Origin of the sequence: Stenotrophomonas sp. WHRI 8082, from assembly GCF_040223995.2 — a bacterium.
Taxonomy (GTDB): domain Bacteria; phylum Pseudomonadota; class Gammaproteobacteria; order Xanthomonadales; family Xanthomonadaceae; genus Stenotrophomonas.
Window position 1 is genome coordinate 2,385,640 of record NZ_CP167826.1, and the last position, 18,574, is coordinate 2,404,213.

Here is an 18,574-nt window from a genome sequence, read left to right on the forward strand (position 1 = left end):
GATGCGCTGGCGGACCTCTCCATCCCACACGACCCCAAGCAGGGCTTAACTACTCGCCATTGCGCTCCCGCGACCCACGCACCCGCTTGTACAACGGTTTCACTCACACGGCGGAGTACAGACCTGCGGGCTGGGCTTCGGCGCGTTACCCAGTAGACTCCTCGGTATCCACTGGCTAATAGAGACGCATGAGGAGCCGGAAAATGGTCCATGGCCGCTTCTGAGGAGTCGAGCGTGATTCGACGCTGTTCCGATTCGGAGCGTGACCCGATTGCCTATTGGAAAGGACTTGGGCTAAAACAAGCGCAGACTCGTTGTGAGTGGCGACAGGAAAGGACATCCATGAATGACATTGATGAAACCGAAGCGCTGTTCGATTCCCAGCTGATCATCGGTCCGACCATACTTGCTGGGAGTCCGCTGCTTCGCCATCTGCATGCGGTGGGTGAGTTTGACATCGACGCTCAAGAAAATTGGCTCTACCTCCCCATCGACCAGGCCTTTGCAGACAAACTGGGCTGCTCACGCTATGCGAAAGAACCGATTGATCCTTATACGCAGGGCATGCTCCAGCAATTGTCCGTACTAGAGGCCTCTCCAGACGGGCGAGGAGCGCTTGAAGGGGACTTGGGTTCTACCGTTCGGACCGTGCATGCCATAAGGCGGCTGCAGGATACGGTGAAAGTGGCGTTGATCAATGGAGATCTGGTCGTGGCCTACAGCCACTGAGGCCGATTAGCGTCCATTTGACGATAGCCAGCCGCGTCGTAAATGGCGCTCTGTTGATCCCTCCGCGGATCATCCTGCTGGGGCTCCCCTGATCAAGATCTCGGCCAGTATCGGCTTGTAGCCGCTGGGCGATATGGCTTGTTCGCATAACTCCTTCAGATGGTCCTTGAAGTACGTAGCCACCTTCTTTTCATCAACGACATAGACGTCTGTTACGAATTGAGGAGGCGTCGGAACACTTAGTTCAGGGGCTGGATCAGGCCTACGGGGGGAGCAGCGCTCCCTTCTCACGCGAGGATCAAAACTACTTGCTAAAGTAGGTTGTAACGCCAGCAGATAGACGGTCTAGGAAGGAACCGAAGGTGATATTTCCGATGCGGTGCAAGATTATGTCCATGCGCAGGTTGAATGCTGTACCGCTGTGGCTCCGGGGGATGGCGGCGCTGTGCGCAATTCTGGCACTGGCGGCATGCAATGGGACGGCTCAGGATGCAGCGGGGAGACCGGGTTATACCGATGGACAAGCCGTTGCGCCGCCTTCTGATGAAAGTACCGTCCCCATTGTCCGGCCGCTCCCGCTCGTAGAAATGAGTCTGCCGCTTGTCGTCGAGTTCAACCTGCCTCCACCGGGGCCTGATGCCACCAGCACGTTGTTTCTCGGTATCCGCGTGAATGCAGCGAGCGCGGCGCAGTCGGCCTTGGCGTCTGATGGAGTCATCGCGGCTGGATTGGACGTCGATGTGGGCCTCTTACGGGTTCAGGACTCGATCACGCAGGCCGTACCACTGGTACGCGTCGAGTCTAGCGGACAGGCGCCTGCGGTACTTGTTCCGGTAGGGCCCCAAGGGCGCGTGGTCGGAGTGAGGCGAGATGATGTGGACGACATATCCATCGCTCAGAAAGGGCATACCAGCACCGCCGGCCACTCGAGATACCTTTCATTCGCATTGGCACAGAACCCCGCGCCAGGCAGATACAGACTCAGCGTACGCATTGGCAAGGCATCTGCCGAGCTTTCCGGCGTAAGGTCAGAGCTGCTGGTGGCTTACAGGCACAGGTCGAAGTAGGAGCGCATATGGACGGCAAGTACACCCTCTCTGTTTACGTGGCGGCTCCCGGTACACCGCTCTTGGATGGCGGAACCTCAGCTGCTGGCCATGTCTACTACGACATAGCACACGAGTCAGATCGCAAGAGCTTTGGCTTTGCGCCCATAAAGCATGGCGTCATCGCCGGACCCGGCAAGATCTATGACACCGATGCAGAGCAGTATCAGAAGCCGTTTTACAAGCGCACGATGGAGATCAGCAGGGAGCAGTACGACAAGCTGAATGAGTTCGGGAGCAGCCCTGACTCGCATGGTTTCAGCATGCAGTACAACGGCGCGTCCAACAGCTGCATAGACTTCACGTGGGGTGCTCTGAACCACGCTGGGCTTCATCGCACAAACGTGATCTTCATGCAGGACAGAGACTATGAGGGTTCGCTCAAGCCATTGAGTAATGAGTCATTCATTCGTAGCATCCGCGCACCCTTCCCGGGCAGTGAGTTGAACAAGGAAGATCACAATCTGATGCCTGATCGAACGCTTTTGCAGCGATTCATCAGCGAAGAAGATCTCCCTCCCAATGATCGCCAGATCCTCGAATCAGTTCGTATCAAGGTCTCCGAAATCGATCGTCAGCACGGGCGATCTTTCGATCAAACCAGTGAACGCATCTCAACGAGCCTTATGACCTTGGCCAAAGAGAATGGGATGCAGCGGGTGGACCACGTTGTACTCAGCGCCGCTACTGCCGAAGCTGCAGCAGGTCATCGCATGTTCGTCGTGGAAGGTGCACTTGACGACCCTTCTCACTCAAGAGCTTCCATGTTGACCACGTCAGCCGCAGAAAGGTCATCGGAGGATAATTACGCGAAGCTGGAACAGATCTCGAACGATGTCCGGCAGCGTGAGGTGGCCCAGCAAGCAGATCAGCAGGAACAGGTGACACGGGATGCAGCGACAATGCGAATGAGCTGAGCACGATCACCTCTCCCACTTTCTGTTGAGTGCATTGTGTGTTGGTGAAGCCAAGGCCGTCGAGGCCCATCACGGGCAACGAAGAACATGCCCTGAGCCGTGCGGAGGATTGGGTGAAGGTAAGAGCGATGCCAAAGCGAGCAGTGCTTACGGTCTCACGGACGGGCCTTCAACGGTGACGTTTGAATCAGCCAATGCCCGCACCTTCCCAATCTGATAACCGCCCCAAACGGCCCCCATCACTATGCATGCCAGGACGACACCCAGCTGCCACCGAGCATCCTGCATGCTGGCCGCGCCGAACAACATCAGCGCTAACGGCAGATAGACGGCATGAGCGCTGATGCCGAGCAGAACGAAAAATCCAGCGACAATCAGCAACAGATAGCTCAGCTGGCTACGGGACTTTGATGCGTTTTTCATTTCACTTGCTCCTTCAACTTTGGCATAGCCATGGACACTGGTCGCTTCAGCGGAGTGCAGGGAGAACCGCGCCTGCCTAGCTTTCCAGATACTTCCAAGCAATGCCGGCCAGCAACATGACCGCGCCTACCGCGGATACCAGTGAGATTTTTCTCCACATACCGTAGGCCGAAACAGACAGCCCGATGGCAGTCACGAGGTCATGTGGAAGCATGCCGTAGAAGAAGTAATCAACTGTGTTCGTCACCGCAAAGATCAGCAGGACGAGGAGCAGCAGTTTGTCGCTGGTGGGAGAGGCTGGGGTCATCTATCAGTCCTTGATGGAATATCGAGCGCGCGCTTTGCAGAAGCCGATATTATGGGTTTGTCGCGCACGCAACAATGGACGGGATGACCAAGGCAGTGGCGGAACCGCCACGTCCGCATTCCAATACGCAGCTGATATCCGATCACCGCACGCACGGTCGCCGCATGACGCGCCCAATACTCCACCAATCCAGCAGATCCAGATCGTAGTCCTCCGCAAATGCCATCGCGGCCTGATCCGCCGGCAGATCAGCGTATCGCTGCAGCACAGTGCCGTCTGCCCCGGCTTCATCGCAGGTGATCGCGTAGTACCGTTGAAGCGTCTGGTCAAACTCGGCCAGCCACGCACTGCCAGTCAGGCGGCTCATTGGATCGTTGCCTCTGATCATGGGGGAGGGAGCTCCGGCAAATAGGTGCTGGCTGTAGCGGACTGCATACCGTCCGACCGGTCAGCGCGCTTTAGTCCCTGAGAACGGCAGCGGGTTTGTCACAGGCGTGCGCTCAGCGGGCATCGAGCTGTCGTCCTGCGGATGCCTTGATAAGCTCCCGCCCGGCCACCAGCAGTCCATCTACCAGATGCTCACCCAGCAGCGTTGCGGTATCGCCATCGCGTCGCGCGATGTGCTCGGCGTGCAGGATCTCCAGCGCCGCATCCAATGCCTGCATCACACGGATCGGCACGGCGACTTTGCCTATGCGCTCCAGCTCTGCGGCGGGGTCTGCATCCGGTGCGGGTAGGGACGGCACCAGGGTCAGGTGGGTCAGTCGCGCACTGGCGGGATGCTCGGTGGCGTACTGCTGCAGACGGCGTTCCAGCGTCTCGATGAACTTCTGCGGCACGTCGTGAATATGCTCGCCCAGCAGGGAGGCAAGACGCGCGGAGCTGAGGGGATGATCGGTAGTCAACGGCGGGACCTCGCAGTGAGGCCACCTGCGCCGAGGCGGCAGGTGGCGGGCGATGCGGGTTGCCATACCGGGCCACTAACACCATAAACCGGCGGATCAGGGATCCCCCGCATCGCCTGCCATGAAACCGGTAGGCGATGCAGTGCATTCTCCGCCGTGCCCCGTAGGGCAGAACAGAGTCAACGGTGTTAGTAGCTGACAGGATGGCAATCCCGGCTGCAGCCCAGTGGCTCCAGCAAGGTCATCGTGCGCAGCCGTAAGTGCCTGCGTCCATGAGGAAAACTGCGAAGTGCAGTGTCAGGCATGCGGTCGCCACTGGTTCGCCCGCGACATGCCAACGCCGCCCAATGCATCGCCAAACAGCACGCTTGCCCGCGACGCTCGCGACAGCATGACGGGCAAGGTGCGACGCACACCCGTTTACTCCATGGGTAGAGCCGACTTCAGTCGGCTAAAACCAACCGCCACCCCCATACCCCGCACCCACCTTTCCTCACCCGACGCTGAGCCCGATCCCCTATGCTCGCATTGGTAACCAAACCGACGGTGTCGCCTACAGGCGGCAGCCCGCCTTCCGACAGGGATTCAGTGCGATGAACCGGACAAGAAGATTGCTGCAATTCATTGCGCTGACTGTCGCGTTTGCAGGCCTGTTGGGTTGCGGAGACCGCGCTTCGGCGCCGGATGTCGCGCCTGTGCCCGTGCTCACCGAAGCGGAAGCCAATGCGCGGACGGTCGTTCCGCTGACGCGGACGGTGTCGCTGGATAAGTCCGGGGTGATTGTGGACCTGGATTTCGATCTGCCACCACCGGGGCCAAATGCGGACCCAACGCTGGTCGTCGGTATACGGATCGAGGAGCAGAAGGCCAAGGCCATGCTCGCGCGCTCCGGTTTGCTCGTACAAGGCGGGCTTCCCGCGAAGATCAAGCTTCAGAGGCTGGACGGTACGCAGGCCAATAATGTAGAGCTCACTCGTATCGGGAATGACCTCAAGGAGCGAATTTCATTGGGCACCGATGGACTGACGCCCGGTGTACGGCAGGAAAGCGTCAATGGCGCAATGTTGCGCGATGCAGGGCTGATCGAACAGGGGATCATCTACACCGTACTTTCATTCGGATTCACTGTAGATCCTCCGCCAGGGAGATATCACTTGCGTGTTGAACTGCTGGAGGAGCGACCCCAGCTGAAGAACCAGCAGGCCGACCTCATCATTGCCTACAGCGGGAAGTCGAAATAGTCATGGACAAGAATCAGCCCTATACCGTGACCATCTACGTCGCGGCTCCAGGAACGAAGCAGCTTGATCCGAAACAGCCGGATGTCGTTCGGGGCACGTCGGTGACGGGTCACATGTACTTGGAGACGGTGCACGGTGATGATCGAGTAAGTGCTGGTTGGCAGCCAGACGTACCCATCCCAGGTGGTGGTTACCTAGGAGCTCCTGTAACAACCGATGTGCGTACGTACGCCGACCCCTACTATGCGCGCACGATCGAAGTGACACAGGCGCAGTTTGATAAGATCCGAGAGTTCTCGACCTCTCCTCAGGAGCACGGATTCGATCCTGTCTACAACACTTTCAGGAACAGTTGCACGGATTTCGCGTGGGGTGCATTGAACCATGCAGGAATCCACGCGAATGTGGGTCCGATCCCCTTCAAGGACTTCGAGGGCATCATGCAGCCCACGAAGAACATTCCTGCTATTGAAAGTATCAAGGCGCCGTTCCCGGATAGCGATCTGAACAAGGTTGAGCGAAACGCCATGCCGGAGCGTGACTGGAAGCAGTTTCTGCTATCCGACAACGACCGCGCCATGATGGACCAGGTAAATCGCGGCGTTGCCACACTGGACGCGAAACACGGCCGCACGCCCGATGAGGCCAGCGAGCGCATGTGCGGCAGCCTGTTCTGCCTAGCCAAGGAAAAGGGCCTGTCCCGCGTGGACCACGTGCTGCTGAGCGGCCCGAACGCGGAAGGCCATACCGGTACCAATGTCTTCGTGGTGCAGGGTGAACCATCTGACCCGGCACACCTACGCGCCAGCATGCCGACTGCCACGGCCGCACAGACACCCGTGCACGAATCCATGGCGCAGGCCGAGCGTCTGACGCAGACACAGCAGCAGGTCGCCCAGCAGCACGATCACGCACAGGTGCAGGAACAGCAGGCCGCCGCCGTGCGCATGGGCTGACCTGCCGGAGGAGGGTAGAGCCGACTTCAGTCGGCTGCGGTGGCAGGGGCAGCTGACTGAAGTCAGCTCTACCAGCAAAGGCAGCCGACTGAAGTCGGCTCTACCAGTAGGGCATCTGGCCTGAGTCGAATGCCATCAGTCATCTGGGCTGCTCGGCTGGAAGTACATGCGGCCGTAGCTCATGGAGCCACTGGAAAACTGGAATCCCTGTCTGATGTCGATCGGCACCCTCTCGGTCGCGTCGAACTGCATCAGGTCAATCAAGTGCTGCAGGGCGAGGTCCATTGATGTGACCAGACGCATGCGTGCTTTCAGCGCCTCCAGCTCGTTGTCTTTGTTGCGGAGCATCCAGACAAATCGACCCTCATTCGCGAGCGCTGTCCCAACGGCCGACAGGTATTTCTGCATCCGGTCGTAGTTTGTAATGGAGCGCTCATGCAGGGCATGTTCGATGCTCCATGGACCCTCTGCTGCCGATTCGTTCTCCATCCTCGCGATGACTGTCTGCAGGTGAAATGCCAGCCCGACCAGCACGGCCTTCGCATCCTCCTTGCAGTCTGCCGCGTCTATGTCCCGAGCTGCCTCGGCGAGGCGTCCGGTGATCTTCTGCAGTGCATCGTTTTCCATCGAGGTCATCCCCGTATTCGCGATCATGCAGCCCCTCCGTTGGCCGAATACTACGAGTGATGGAGCCCTGTTACCATGGGCCTACCCAGCCAGCCTGACCACGCTACTGATGTGTGGGCGGTCGCTCCAGTGCCATTGCACTGCATACGCGGCCGTGCGAGCCAAGGATTTCTTCTCCTGACTCCCACAAGGACGCTTCCGTGAATTCCATTATCTCCCCGCCACCGCGTACGACCTCGCTCTGCAAGAGCGCCGCCTTGGCCATGGCCATTGCCGTGGGCATCGCCGCGCCGTCTGCGTACGCCGCCGGCCAGGCCGCGCCCGCGTCCACTGCAGCGCAGTCCGCCGTGCAGCGCAGCGCCGTCGCCCAGGGGCTGTACGAGCTGGCTTACAGCACCAAGCAGAACGCCGTGTATGTCGCGTCGTCCGGTGGGTTCGGCGATGACGCCGGCCCGGCCCAGGTGCTGAAGCTGGACCCGACCACGCTGGCCGTGCAGGCCACCATCCCGCTCGAGCGCAAGGGCTTCGGCGTGGTGCTGGACGATGCCAATGACCGACTGTACGTCGGCAACACGGTGGACACCTCGGTGACCGTGGTCGACACCGCGCAGGGCAAGGCGATCGGCATCGTGCAGTTGATGGAGAAGAAGGTCGGCAAGGACGGCAAGGCCAGCTACACCCACGACCTGCGCGAGCTGGTGGTGGACGGTGCCAACAGCCGCCTGTACGTAACCGGTCACTCAGGCGAGGGCAGCGTGCTGTTCGTCGTGGATACGCAGTCCTTGAAGCTGATCAACACCATTCCCGGCCTGGGCAACGCGAAGGCGCCCGGCCTGGCATTGGATGCCGCCAACAAGCGCGTGTACACCAGCAACCTGCTGGGCGAAGTGGTGGTGGTCGGTACCGATACCGGCAAGGTGGAGCAGCGCTACAAGGTCACCGCCGAGCAGCCGATGAACATCGCGCTGGACACGGCCAGCCCGCGGCTGTTCATCACCGACCAGGGATCGGAGATGATCCGCAAGTATCAGGGCAGCAGCATTGAAGGCTTCGCATCGAAGCACTCGGGCAAGCGCGTGCTGGTGTTGGACCGTAATACGGGCAAGGAACTGGCGAGCATCCCGGCCGGTGCCGGCACGCTTGGCATCCTGCTGGACGCACCGCACAAGCGCCTGTACGTGACCAACCGCGAGGCGGGATCGGTGACGGGCTACGACAGCGACACCTACCAGCAGATCGGCACATGGTCGATGCCGACGCACCCGAACAGTCTGGCGCTGGATGCGAAGAAAAACGTGCTGTACGTGACCATCAAGAACGGCGACGACGAAGCGAAGGGCGCGAAGGAAAGCGTAGCGCGCATCGCGCTGTAAGGCCGGGGATTTGCAAGGAAAGGCGTGACAGGCGCTTGCCGTCACGTCTTTCCCATGGTGTTTTTCCTCACCTTAAGTGCCTACTGAAGCAGGTTAATTTGACTACTTGCTGCTACTGCTTTGATCTATTTTGTCATTGCGCAACCTTACTATTTAAACAACGGAGACGGCAAGGCAAAAAAAAGCGAAATAAACAAGCATGTAGTGGCGAAGGAATAATTCCTCTCCGCTCACGATCTTTGAAAGTATTACTTCGGAGCACCCCAGGAATAGTAAGAAGGTGCCGCCCGCATTGAATAATCTGATGAAGTTATGGTTCATGATTCTCGCTAGCAGGTGCAGCTGTCGTCGATATATTGCTTCCCGCCCTTAATTGCTCCTATTCTCATCGGGTTCGATGAGCTCGGCTGCAGGGAAGCCCGTAGATGCCCGGCACCGGCTTCAAGCGCCGCACTGGAGCTGCGTCAGCGATCACTTTGGTACGTCGCACTGAGCGGATGGAAGCGCTCCATGATCTGCCGGTACGCCGCGCACCTTCCATCGTGCATCTAAGCTGTGAAGAAATTTATCAATCATCGCTTGAGATTCCTCCGAGTTGCTGCCGCGCGTAAATCCAATAGTAGCCTCTCGCGCGCCGAGGCTGTTCGTGGCAATGACTCCAAGTCCGTCCGCCCTACCAGCGGCGTAGATTTTCATTTTATAACCAGGATGATCACCTAAATCTCTCGCAGCTCGATCATGCACTTGACTCTTGTCATAAAATTCCATTCCTGAGAGCGCGGCGGTCTCATTGACCATCCGTCCAAGTATGTCCATATCCTCCTCGCCATTTATACAGAACCGAAACATTTCGGCGCTTATTCCGCCGGCGCAGCCACAGATGCCTGAAAAAAATATTGCGAGAAGGAGTGATGGAGTCTTCAGTTTCTGGAAAATGTTCAATCAGATATCCCTCAGAGCGGGGCGTGCACTAGGAATTCCCCTGTGGCGATTTGAAGGGGCCGAAAAGACGGGGCATATCCTTCGCCTTCTATTATCTGTGCCATGCTCGACCGATCTGGTTCAAGGAAGCCTAAGGCTAGTGAGGCCAAGGCTACGCCGACTCCAAGTTTGCAGATCGAGGAGTGCTGCACTGTGGGGACTTCAGCGCGCCGTGTTCTTCCGGCACATCGCGGACTTGCCAGCTTAGATTAAGTGATCGAACGAAGCCGTCAAACATGTCCTGAAATTCTTCTGGATCGGATCCTCGACTGAAGCCGACCATTGCCTCGTGAGCGCTTAGCCCAGAATTTGTCACCGAGATTCCAAGTCCATCCGATCTGCTGGCCGAATAGCCGAGTAATTTGTATCCTGGATGACGGCCTTGCGCTCTTGCAGCCTTGTTGTTGTATTGGCCGTTTTCATGAAATTCCATTCCAGATAACAGTGCCGTTTCTTTAATCATCTGTCCAATAGTTTCCATATCCTCCTCGCCATTTATGCAGAGCTGCACCATCTTGGATCTCACGCCCACCTTGCATGCAAACGTGGCCAGAATGAGAAATCCGAGCATGAGGATCATGGGAACTTTTATCGTGAGCGATTTCATGTCTGCTGAAGTCCCCGCTAGGAGTATGGATAGAAGCGTCATACAGCGTGTCCTGCTGCAAGCATAGAGCCGGACGTGCGTGCGTGGGCCTTGCTTCACCCGCGTCCATCGTTGCGGATCCTTCGCAACGAGATCACGCAGATGAGCAGGCAGAAGAATCCAAAGTAGATGAGCATGTAGTGGCGGAGGAAGAGCTGCTCACCCCTCATGAGCTTGGATATGCTGATCCAAGTGCATGAGGGTTTCCAGTGCTGCGTCATGCGTGCTACGGATGATCCTAAATCTCTCGCAGCCCTATCAAGCACTTGAATCTTGCCATGGAACTAGATCTCTGAGGGCAAGGCCGTTTCATTGATCTTTCGGCCGAGCATGCCCATGTCGCCAAACAATAACAGGCGCTGCTGCAGGATGTTTTTGCCGCCGCTGCCCGACGAATCAATAATAAATCTCCACAGATAGATCGAGCGATAGGTTGGCCAGGGTGCGCATATGGTCCATGCTCACTATAAATCCAGTGGAACTTTCCGTAAATACTCCAACAAAAATCTCCGAACGGCCTCCCTCGGTGACTATTTTCTTAAAGTTATCTTCGTTGGGCTTGAGGTTTCCAAGTAGCATTTCTAGGGCGTCAGTGAATGAGCCTGGTGTACTCTCTACCATTGAAAAGCTGCAATATGTACTTTTATAAAAACCAGCAAGAGATTTGCCGAGCGGGGTTGTCCGGGCTAATCCTACGCTGTGAGCTACTGAAGGATTCAGGTTGAGCATTTTTGTGAGAGTATCCGCTGCGCTCGTTGGGTGCCAGATACGTAGCGATACTGAAAATTTCTCGATGTTCATCGTCCACCACGTAGGATGAGAACAAATAGCCAAGCGGATGCTGTAGCCGCCTGCCCCAAGAGAGTTATCAGAAGCTGGTTTGCCACGTCTTTCTTTGTCCTTACGCTGATTCTGATCCGCCGCCGAGCAGATAGCCCACGGCTGCATGCCTTGGCAATACTAACTTTTCACGTAACTTTGCAGCACTCGGAACCTTCGTTTGAACCATGAGTAATCTGCAGCGCACAGCACCAGAAGAAAGCCCCCGTACATCATGTACAGGTGTCCATCAATTGTTGCGGGCAGGCCAGAGCACCAACTGTCGGCCGCGCCCTTGGTGGAACTGGATACGCAGTCTCTCGCGGTCAGGTAGTCCTGTCTTGCACTGATCTGTCCACTTATGGCCGCACCAATCCCCAAGCCGGTCATCAGTCGAATCAGCCAGCGGCGCCTGTGCGGCTTTTGGACAGGGCCGGGCGTACTGTCCTCATGTTGCTGGACCTCGACGTCCAGAGGGTTGGGCTTCCGTGTTGCCAGGTAATGACGTGCCGTGTGACGGATCCCGTTCCACTGAGGAGATGAAAGATCACCGGAGTTTGCTGCATGTGCGGGCAGCGCTTGAACGGCGTCCAGCAGCACGACGAGTGCCCGGTGGCTTTCTGCCGACAGTTGGTCAGAGCCCAGTAGTGTCTTGCCGGCCCTGAGAGCCTCGGCTACCTGTGTGGCCTCGGTCCTGCGCTGCTGGTTTTGCAGGCGGGAGTTTGGTTCAAGTTCTGCGGCAGCGCGAACGCTTTGATCAAACCGATGCAGCGGCGTTGAACTTGCGTCTTCGTCCAAGTGGTGCATATGCACGTCCTGTGTCGATGTTCTCAGCCTACACGGTTTCAGCCTACACGCGGCTCGGTCGTGGGCAGTGCGCCGAAAGACCAACGTTGAGACGGAGACGTTTTAGAATTGGATTAACTAAAGTAATCACATGCTATTTAGAGATGCCTTCCGAAATATCGTTGTTGATTTCCTTCACTACCACGCCATCTTCGTTGTAGTACTTCCATATTCCAGTTGCCTTCCCACGAGTGAACTGCCCTCGGATGCGAACATATCCTCCCTCCGCCGCAACGAACGGCCCCTCCCGCAGATAGCATCCGTCAGACTTACCATTCCAGCCCCAGGGATTCATAATGGCCTGCGTAGGAGGAGGGCAATCCACGCGCGGCCTGCTTAACGCCTCGTAATCCAGATCGGCGGTCGGGGGACGCGAAGGGGTGCAGGACGTGACGGCCACTACGGTTGCGATGAGCAGAGTAACTTGCACTTTGATTTTCATCGGAGCCCCTGACATTTCCAGTTCAACAACCTCTGATTTTTTCACGCTGCCTTCGTTCCTTCGAGGTCCCCCGGGCGCCTCTTGCCACGGGATCGTCGGCGGCATCGGTGCGCCAACGGTCAGCTGATCGCCGCACCAGCAGGCTCACGATTGCTTGGCAGGCGAGATCATCGATGAGCAGTCAAAGCTGATCTTCGTTCTCCCAGCCCAATAGGTTGATCAACTGCTGCGTTATCCACTGGCAAGCAGGGAACCAGGCCAACACGAAGAGGATGCTGCTGCCGTTGGGTAAAGCTGCCCAGCTGGTAAACGATCCTGTTAAGAACAGTGCGTAGAAAAAGAGATGAATGATCAATCTTCTTCGTGCAAACGTCTTCATTTTTGGCCTCCTGCCTTGCTCGACGCTGATGTCACTGCTCTCACATTGAGAAATTAGCACCTTTCTGTCGACGGGTGCGCGGTGGGTGTCAGCTGAGTACCTTGGCGTGGACCTGACGCGTGCGAGGCTGCGTATCTTGGTGCGCGGTGCCGAATGTCGCTACTTCTGATCCGTAGCGTTTCTGATTGCAGGAGCACGGCAGTACGGGGACCGCTTCAAGAAGCTCTCGGACCGCCGCGATACGAGAGGGTCCGTAGCGACGGGGGTTGTCGGGCACCATCGGCCGGTGGTGCGTCTCGAGTGCGCGGTGAGATAGCGGCTGGCGGACAACGTCCGCACGGTCCCAAACGAAGGAGTCTTCGTGCAAACCCCCAGCCGACTGACGTCGGCTCTACCCGGCCTTCGCTTCTATGCGGTCAGCCGCGGCTTGTGCTCGCACCGTGGGTATCCCGAGCACGAGTGGAAGTCCCCGTACTTGCCGGTCTTCTTCACGATCACGCCGGTGCCACACGCGGGGCATCGCTTTTCCTTGATCGGCAGTCCATCCACCGTGGTCACGCTGACGGCCCCATCGCGTTCCAGCTCATCCAGGAAGGGGGAGCGTCGGCCACTGACGGTGAACATCGCCACTGATCGATGTGCGCGGGTGAGCGCTACGTAGAACAGGCGCCGTTCTTCCCCTAGTGGGAATGTATCTCCGCTCGGCATGGCCAGGGACAGCACCGGGTCGTCCGCACGCAGGTTGGGGAAGGCGCGATCCAGCAGGGCAGGCAGGATCACGTAGTCTGCTTCCATGCCCTTGCTGCGGTGGGCGGTCAGAAAGCTGACCTCCATCGTGGTGCCGAAGCGTGCCTGCCAGTTGCTCGGCACGAAGGCCCGGTCGGCGTTGTAGCGGCCCAGCACGAACACACGCAGTTTGCCGTCGCGGCCGGCAGGTAGTGCGCCCGTGAGGCACTGCGTGTGCAGGTACTGCAGGTACTGGGCGATGGCATCGTTCAACTGTTCGCGCGTGGCGACCTGGAACGCCTGCAGAACGGGCCCATACGACGGGGTGCTGGAGCGCACGCGCTTGCGGATCTGCGCCGGGTTGGCGCTGACGAAGTGGCTGGACGCATCGCACAGCGCCTGCGGGCAGCGGAACGTCTGTTCCAGCCGTAGCACCTGGCCATGGCCGAACCACGCACGGAACTGGGTCATCACCGATACGTCCGCACCGGCAAACCGGTTGATCGACTGCCAGTCGTCGCCGACGGCGAAGAAATACGTACCCGGTTCCTGCACCAGGGCGCGGCACAGCCGGGCGCGGGCGCGCGAGGCGTCCTGGAATTCATCAGCCATCACCAGCGTATACGGTGATGCGAATCGGCCTTGCTCCAGGTGCTCGGCCGCTTGGTTCAGCATGTCTTCGAAGTCGATGGCGCGCGCGTCGTCCAGTGCGTCGTCCCACGCCTGCAGCACGGGCCCGGCAATCTGCAGGAAGCGTCGGTGGCGTTCCTTGTACTGGTCATCGGGCATGTCGCGAAGGCGCGCGGCCATGTCATCCAGACTGAGTGCGTTGCTCTTCGCGTGGCTGATGAAGCTGCGCATCAGACCGACCAGTTCGGTATCCGGCATGGGCTTCTGGCCCTCGTCCGGGATATCGCGGTCCGGGTTGGGGTCCGGCACCACGCCGCCTGCGCTCAGTGCTTCAGCCAGGTCATCGAAGGCCCAGCCCATGCGCAGGTCGTGCGAGGTCGTTTCGATCATCCGGGCACCGTCGGGCTGCGACGTGCCGCGTCGGGGAGTAGGGGCTTCGTCGTCGGACAGATGCTCGTGGTCCAGGTCGGCATCGGGGTAATGGAAGTCCGGCTGCTGCGCCTTGAAGACCTCGGTTTCGGCGTCGAAGGATCGCGCGCGGCCAAGCACGTAGTCCACGCCGTTGTAGAACGACCAATCGGCCAGCACGCACTCTTCCACGCTGCGCGCGCGCTCGCCTCGCAGAGTACGCACGTAGCCGCTGCCGTCCTTTTCCCAGCCATCGGCCGCCATCGCGCCACCCTGCAAGGGCAGGTCACGCCCGAACACCAGCCGGAACATGTCCCACTGGGTACGGAACGCATGCGATCGGTCCTTCAGCTGGTCTACCAGCTCGGCCAGCTTGTTGAAGCCCAGCGTGGCATCGACGGCCCAATTGGGCACGTCCGGCCGGCGTCCGGTGGCGCTGGCGATGATATGCAGGCCGAGTGCGTGGAAGGTGCGGGCCTCGACGCCGTGGTCTTCCAGGCCGATGCGCGCGAACGACCGGTCGGCACGCTGCTGCAACTCCTTTGCGGCTTCTTTGTTAAAGGCGAGCATGACGATCTGTCGCGGTTCGGCGTAGCCGCGGTGGATGGCATACGCGGCCTTGGCCACCATGGTGGAGGTTTTGCCGGACCCGGCTGCGGCGACGACCTGCACGCGGTTGTCGAAGCAGATGACCGCATGCGCCTGCTCGTCGGTGAGCGGGCGGCTTTCGACGTGGTCGAGCAGGGGCCGCGCGTCATTGCGCTCGATCGCCAGGATCTGTGCATTCACTGCTTCGCAGGCGCCGGTCCAGTCCTGTTCCCACAGGTCCAGTTCGATCAGCGCCGCTTCGTGTTCGTCTTCATCGGCATGTGCGGCCGGGTCGTTGAAGAGTGCGTGCAGCGTTGCGGTGTCCACGTCCAGCGACGGGCGGCTGTCCTGCAAGGCCTGTTGGTCGTCGTGGCTGATCCAGCGACGCTGCGCACGGTGCTGTGCCAGCAGGTCTTCGGCATCGCCGTTCCACTGCCGCATGGTGTCCAGGCTGCGTTGCAAGGCAGGGCCACGCGCAGCGCGATCCTGTGTGTCGTCATGGGGGGTCAGTGCGTTCGACAGCGCCTTGGCGTCCGCGTTGGACAGGCCTTCCAGCAGCAGCGGAGGGCCCTCGCGACGTTGCACATTGACGCTGGCCCACAGCATGCCGGGCTTCACCTGGACGCGTGCTTCCATACCGAGTTGGAGCCGTTGCGTGGTGTCGCCGATCGTGATGACCAGTACGTCGCCTTGCAGCTGCAGCGACCACGGTTGCGTGCGGGGCAGGGACATCGCCAGGCGTGAGGGTTTCCAGTGCTGCGTCATGCGTGCTGCTGTCCTGCGGAATCTGTGTCATGCCGCGGGCGGCAAGCGCGATCGCGGATGGTGCCATGATAGCGGGGGACGCGCCGGGCGTGGATATCGACCGCGTCAGTTCGGCGGAGTGGTGGAGTGGTAGCGCCGAGCCATGCTCGGCGAGCGCCCCGCGCGGTGCTTCATGCATTCCGCCGAGCGTGGCTCGGCGCTACCGAGATATCTATGCTCCTCAGCTCCGTACAGGTGGTATCGCGTCGGGACCGGGCGAGGCCGTGGTAGCGCCGAGCCATGCTCGGCGAGCGCCCCGCGCGGTGCTTCATGCATCCCGCCGAGCGCGGCTCCGAGCTACCGAGATCTCTGCGCCCCTCTGCCCCGTGCAGGCGTGTTGGTGATGCCAGGTGCGAGCGCCCCGCGCGGTGCTTCATGCATTCCGCCGAGCGTGGCTCGGCGCTACCGATATTCCTGTGTCCCTCACCTCCGTGCAGGCGGTGTCACGGCCTGCGCGGAATCTTTCACGGCCCACATAGCCCATCCCGCTTAGCGTGGGCGCTCCAATCCCTTCCATGGAGTGTCCATGACTGCTTCCCGCGTTCGCCTTCACGTTGAAGATTCCGGTGGCACCGGTCGTCCGGTGGTGCTGATCCATGGCTGGCCGCTGTCGGCGGACTCCTGGAAGGCGCAGGTGCCGATCCTGCGCGATGCCGGTTACCGCGTCATTGCCTATGACCGCCGTGGCTTCGGCCGGTCGGAGAAGCCGTCTGACGGCTATGAGTACGACACGCTGTCGGCTGACCTGGCGGGCGTGATCGACGATCTGGACCTGAAAGATGTCTCTCTGGTCGGTTTCTCGATGGGCGGCGGTGAAGTAGCACGCTATATCGCCAACCACGGCGAAGGCCGGCTGCACAGCGTGGTGTTCGCCGCGGCGGTGCCACCGTACCTGCTGAAGACCAGCGACAATCCCGATGGCCCGCTTACCCAGGAGGCGGCCGACGGCATGGCGGCGGAGCTGGGCAAGGACCGCGAAGCCTTCTTCGACAACTTCACCAAGGACTTCTTCAGCGCCAACGGCAAGCTGAAGGTCACCGAGGCGCAGCGTCAGGAAGCCATCGCATTGGCCCACCAGTCCGACCAGACTGCGGCGCTGGGCTGCATGAAGGCCTTCGCCACCACGGATTTCCGCGACGACATCAAGAAGATCACTGTGCCGACGCTGGTCATTCATGGCGACAGTGATGGCACGGTACCCTTCGAGGGCTCCGGTAAGCGCACCCACGAGGCCATCGCAGGCAGCGAGCTGGTCGTGCTGAAGGATGCACCCCATGGCTGCAACGTCAGTCACGCCGATGATTTCAACCTGGCCCTGCTGAACTTCCTGAAGAAGTAAGTTGCCAGTAATGTGCTGCGAGTCGCCCGGTCGGATGGCCGGGCGATTCTGTTTCTTTCCTTCGCTGGAGCCGCCTGGCCATGCGCAAATCCACGACGCCGCCCTGGAAGAAGCCCAATCCCAAGGGCCAGAAGTCCACGCCGCTTACCGCCGCGCAGAAAGAAGCGGCGAAACAGCGCGCTGAAGAGAACGGTCGGCCGTATCCGAACCTGGTGGACAACATGTGGGCCACCAAACAGCGGTAAATTCAGGCCTGCTCTTCATGCCCGTGCCGGGCAGGACCGTGGGATGAACTATCGCTCGTGTGTTTGGTTATTGCTGGCTGTCTGTGGCATCGCGCAGGCCGCCGAGGTCGACCGCCGCATCGCTGTCACCATCGATGACTTGCCTTGGGCGCGACTGGATGAGATCCGTCCGCCGGACCTGCAGGCGCGGCACCAAGCGCTGATGGCGCAGCTGCGTCAGGCCGACGTGCCGGTCGTGGGCTTCGTCAACGAAAACAAGCTGGAAGTGGACGGCACGGTGCAGCCGGCGCGCGTGCAGATGCTGCGGGACTGGTTGGATGCCGGCTATGCGCTGGGCAACCACACGTATTCGCACATGGATCTGAATGCCGAAGGCGTGCAGGCATTCCAACGTGACTTTCTGCGTGGGGAACAGGTGCTGCGGCCGCTGCTGGCCGAGCGGGGCCTGACGCCGACGTGGATGCGCCACCCGTATCTGCGTGTGGGCCGCACGGCGGAGGGCCGCCGGCAGATGGACGTGTTCTTCAGTGAGCACGGCTACCGCGTCGCGCCGGTGACCGTGGATAACGGTGAGTGGGTGTGGGCGTTCGCGTATGCGAATGTGATCAACGAGCAGCCTGATTCGCCTGCACGCGAGGCGACCCTGCGTCAGCTGCGCCGCGGCTATGTGCCGTACATGCTCAACAAGCTGGATTACTACGAGGCGCAGTCGCAGTCGCTGCTGGGCTATGCGCTGCCGCAGGTGTGGCTGATGCATGCGAACGAGCTCAACGCGGCGACGTTTGCCGAGCTGGTTGCGGCGACGAAGCGGCGTGGGTATCGCTTCATCAGCCTGGAAGAGGCACTGCGCGACCCGGCGTATGCGCATGGGGCGGAGGGGTATGACGGACGGTACGGACCGAGCTGGCTGCATCGCTGGGCGATGGCGGAGAAGAAGCCGAAGGAGTTTTATGCCGGGGAGCCGGACGTGCCGGCGTGGGTGAAGGTGTTGGCGAAGGTGGATTACGAGTGACGGGTTGAGGGGATGGGGGGGGTAGAGCCGACTTCAGTCGGCTGCTGGGAAATGCCTCAGCCGACTGAAGTCGGCTCTACCGGAGGGGTACGGAAAAATGCCCCAGCCGACTGAAGTCGGCTCTA

Annotated in this window: 20 protein-coding genes; 8 read left to right on the top strand and 12 right to left on the bottom strand. The window is 59.8% G+C overall.

Annotated elements, in window-relative coordinates; genetic code table 11:
- Window positions 1-342: 342 nt before the first annotated feature.
- Window positions 343-729: a hypothetical protein gene (locus tag ABRP17_RS10410; protein ID WP_188325901.1), complete on the top strand. Its 387-nt coding sequence runs from the start codon at window positions 343-345 to the stop codon at window positions 727-729.
- A 1,075-nt stretch (window positions 730-1,804) separates the two neighbouring features.
- On the top strand, window positions 1,805-2,752 hold the full coding sequence (locus ABRP17_RS10415; RefSeq protein ID WP_188325902.1) for an XVIPCD domain-containing protein: 948 nt from the start codon (window positions 1,805-1,807) through the stop codon (window positions 2,750-2,752).
- 147 nt (window positions 2,753-2,899) lie between these two features.
- Here ABRP17_RS10415 and ABRP17_RS10420 read toward each other — a convergent pair whose 3' ends face one another.
- The 4 genes from ABRP17_RS10420 to ABRP17_RS10435 all read right to left on the bottom strand — a co-directional run bounded on the left by ABRP17_RS10420 (window position 2,900) and on the right by ABRP17_RS10435 (window position 4,387).
- A complete protein-coding gene (locus ABRP17_RS10420) occupies window positions 2,900-3,175 on the bottom strand; it encodes a hypothetical protein (protein WP_349984714.1) in 276 nt (91 codons plus the stop codon).
- A 76-nt stretch (window positions 3,176-3,251) separates the two neighbouring features.
- Window positions 3,252-3,482: a hypothetical protein gene (locus ABRP17_RS10425; protein WP_349984713.1), complete on the bottom strand. Its 231-nt coding sequence runs from the start codon at window positions 3,480-3,482 to the stop codon at window positions 3,252-3,254.
- 142 nt (window positions 3,483-3,624) lie between these two features.
- Window positions 3,625-3,849 (bottom strand): hypothetical protein, encoded by a 225-nt coding sequence (locus ABRP17_RS10430; RefSeq protein WP_349984712.1) that lies wholly within the window; start codon window positions 3,847-3,849, stop codon window positions 3,625-3,627.
- A 133-nt stretch (window positions 3,850-3,982) separates the two neighbouring features.
- Window positions 3,983-4,387, bottom strand: a complete 405-nt coding sequence (locus tag ABRP17_RS10435) for a hypothetical protein (RefSeq protein WP_349984711.1) — start codon at window positions 4,385-4,387, stop codon at window positions 3,983-3,985.
- 611 nt (window positions 4,388-4,998) lie between these two features.
- On the opposite strand from ABRP17_RS10435, the gene ABRP17_RS10440 reads away from it, so the two are divergent.
- The gene (locus ABRP17_RS10440; RefSeq protein WP_349984710.1) at window positions 4,999-5,628 is read left to right on the top strand and encodes a hypothetical protein; all 630 of its coding nucleotides are present in this window, start codon (window positions 4,999-5,001) and stop codon (window positions 5,626-5,628) included.
- Between the two features lie 2 nt (window positions 5,629-5,630).
- Window positions 5,631-6,584 carry an XVIPCD domain-containing protein gene (locus ABRP17_RS10445; protein WP_349984708.1) on the top strand — a complete coding sequence of 318 codons (954 nt, stop codon included), beginning with the start codon at window positions 5,631-5,633 and terminating at the stop codon, window positions 6,582-6,584.
- 135 nt (window positions 6,585-6,719) lie between these two features.
- Here the strand turns inward: ABRP17_RS10445 and ABRP17_RS10450 are convergent, their stop codons facing one another.
- Complete coding sequence (locus tag ABRP17_RS10450; RefSeq protein WP_349984707.1) at window positions 6,720-7,238, bottom strand: hypothetical protein; 519 nt, start codon at window positions 7,236-7,238, stop codon at window positions 6,720-6,722.
- Window positions 7,239-7,474: 236 nt separating this feature from the next.
- On the opposite strand from ABRP17_RS10450, the gene ABRP17_RS10455 reads away from it, so the two are divergent.
- Window positions 7,475-8,584, top strand: coding sequence for a YncE family protein (locus ABRP17_RS10455; protein ID WP_349984772.1), 1,110 nt, complete (start codon window positions 7,475-7,477; stop codon window positions 8,582-8,584).
- Between the two features lie 471 nt (window positions 8,585-9,055).
- On the opposite strand, the gene ABRP17_RS10460 is transcribed toward ABRP17_RS10455, so the two are convergent.
- From ABRP17_RS10460 to ABRP17_RS10490, 7 genes are all read right to left on the bottom strand, one after another.
- Window positions 9,056-9,526: a hypothetical protein gene (locus ABRP17_RS10460; protein ID WP_349984706.1), complete on the bottom strand. Its 471-nt coding sequence runs from the start codon at window positions 9,524-9,526 to the stop codon at window positions 9,056-9,058.
- 151 nt (window positions 9,527-9,677) lie between these two features.
- Window positions 9,678-10,145: a hypothetical protein gene (locus ABRP17_RS10465; protein ID WP_349984705.1), complete on the bottom strand. Its 468-nt coding sequence runs from the start codon at window positions 10,143-10,145 to the stop codon at window positions 9,678-9,680.
- A 462-nt stretch (window positions 10,146-10,607) separates the two neighbouring features.
- On the bottom strand, window positions 10,608-11,159 hold the full coding sequence (locus ABRP17_RS10470; protein WP_349984703.1) for a hypothetical protein: 552 nt from the start codon (window positions 11,157-11,159) through the stop codon (window positions 10,608-10,610).
- Between the two features lie 12 nt (window positions 11,160-11,171).
- On the bottom strand, window positions 11,172-11,828 hold the full coding sequence (locus ABRP17_RS10475) for a hypothetical protein (RefSeq protein WP_372486751.1): 657 nt from the start codon (window positions 11,826-11,828) through the stop codon (window positions 11,172-11,174).
- 142 nt (window positions 11,829-11,970) lie between these two features.
- Window positions 11,971-12,363: a hypothetical protein gene (locus ABRP17_RS10480; RefSeq protein WP_349984701.1), complete on the bottom strand. Its 393-nt coding sequence runs from the start codon at window positions 12,361-12,363 to the stop codon at window positions 11,971-11,973.
- A 136-nt stretch (window positions 12,364-12,499) separates the two neighbouring features.
- Entirely contained in the window at window positions 12,500-12,697 is a 198-nt protein-coding gene (locus ABRP17_RS10485) for a hypothetical protein (protein ID WP_349984700.1), read from the bottom strand.
- Window positions 12,698-13,105: 408 nt separating this feature from the next.
- A complete protein-coding gene (locus ABRP17_RS10490) occupies window positions 13,106-15,814 on the bottom strand; it encodes a UvrD-helicase domain-containing protein (protein WP_349984699.1) in 2,709 nt (902 codons plus the stop codon).
- 565 nt (window positions 15,815-16,379) lie between these two features.
- Here ABRP17_RS10490 and ABRP17_RS10495 point away from each other — a divergent pair.
- The 3 genes from ABRP17_RS10495 to ABRP17_RS10505 all read left to right on the top strand — a co-directional run bounded on the left by ABRP17_RS10495 (window position 16,380) and on the right by ABRP17_RS10505 (window position 18,449).
- Window positions 16,380-17,192, top strand: coding sequence for an alpha/beta hydrolase (locus ABRP17_RS10495; RefSeq protein WP_349984698.1), 813 nt, complete (start codon window positions 16,380-16,382; stop codon window positions 17,190-17,192).
- Between the two features lie 80 nt (window positions 17,193-17,272).
- Window positions 17,273-17,437: a hypothetical protein gene (locus ABRP17_RS10500; protein WP_188325913.1), complete on the top strand. Its 165-nt coding sequence runs from the start codon at window positions 17,273-17,275 to the stop codon at window positions 17,435-17,437.
- Window positions 17,438-17,480: 43 nt separating this feature from the next.
- Window positions 17,481-18,449: a polysaccharide deacetylase family protein gene (locus ABRP17_RS10505; RefSeq protein WP_349984697.1), complete on the top strand. Its 969-nt coding sequence runs from the start codon at window positions 17,481-17,483 to the stop codon at window positions 18,447-18,449.
- Window positions 18,450-18,574 lie beyond the last annotated feature (125 nt).

Coding starts and splice junctions, on each gene's coding strand:
- ABRP17_RS10410 (WP_188325901.1), top strand. CDS start 343: ATGAATGACATTGATGAAACCGAAGCGCTGTTCGATTCCCAGCTGATC.
- ABRP17_RS10415 (WP_188325902.1), top strand. CDS start 1,805: ATGGACGGCAAGTACACCCTCTCTGTTTACGTGGCGGCTCCCGGTACA.
- ABRP17_RS10420 (WP_349984714.1), bottom strand. CDS start 3,175: ATGAAAAACGCATCAAAGTCCCGTAGCCAGCTGAGCTATCTGTTGCTG.
- ABRP17_RS10425 (WP_349984713.1), bottom strand. CDS start 3,482: ATGACCCCAGCCTCTCCCACCAGCGACAAACTGCTGCTCCTCGTCCTG.
- ABRP17_RS10430 (WP_349984712.1), bottom strand. CDS start 3,849: ATGAGCCGCCTGACTGGCAGTGCGTGGCTGGCCGAGTTTGACCAGACG.
- ABRP17_RS10445 (WP_349984708.1), top strand. CDS start 5,631: ATGGACAAGAATCAGCCCTATACCGTGACCATCTACGTCGCGGCTCCA.
- ABRP17_RS10450 (WP_349984707.1), bottom strand. CDS start 7,238: ATGATCGCGAATACGGGGATGACCTCGATGGAAAACGATGCACTGCAG.
- ABRP17_RS10455 (WP_349984772.1), top strand. CDS start 7,475: ATGGCCATTGCCGTGGGCATCGCCGCGCCGTCTGCGTACGCCGCCGGC.
- ABRP17_RS10465 (WP_349984705.1), bottom strand. CDS start 10,145: ATGATCCTCATGCTCGGATTTCTCATTCTGGCCACGTTTGCATGCAAG.
- ABRP17_RS10470 (WP_349984703.1), bottom strand. CDS start 11,159: ATGCAGCCGTGGGCTATCTGCTCGGCGGCGGATCAGAATCAGCGTAAG.
- ABRP17_RS10485 (WP_349984700.1), bottom strand. CDS start 12,697: ATGAAGACGTTTGCACGAAGAAGATTGATCATTCATCTCTTTTTCTAC.
- ABRP17_RS10490 (WP_349984699.1), bottom strand. CDS start 15,814: ATGACGCAGCACTGGAAACCCTCACGCCTGGCGATGTCCCTGCCCCGC.
- ABRP17_RS10495 (WP_349984698.1), top strand. CDS start 16,380: ATGACTGCTTCCCGCGTTCGCCTTCACGTTGAAGATTCCGGTGGCACC.
- ABRP17_RS10500 (WP_188325913.1), top strand. CDS start 17,273: ATGCGCAAATCCACGACGCCGCCCTGGAAGAAGCCCAATCCCAAGGGC.
- ABRP17_RS10505 (WP_349984697.1), top strand. CDS start 17,481: ATGAACTATCGCTCGTGTGTTTGGTTATTGCTGGCTGTCTGTGGCATC.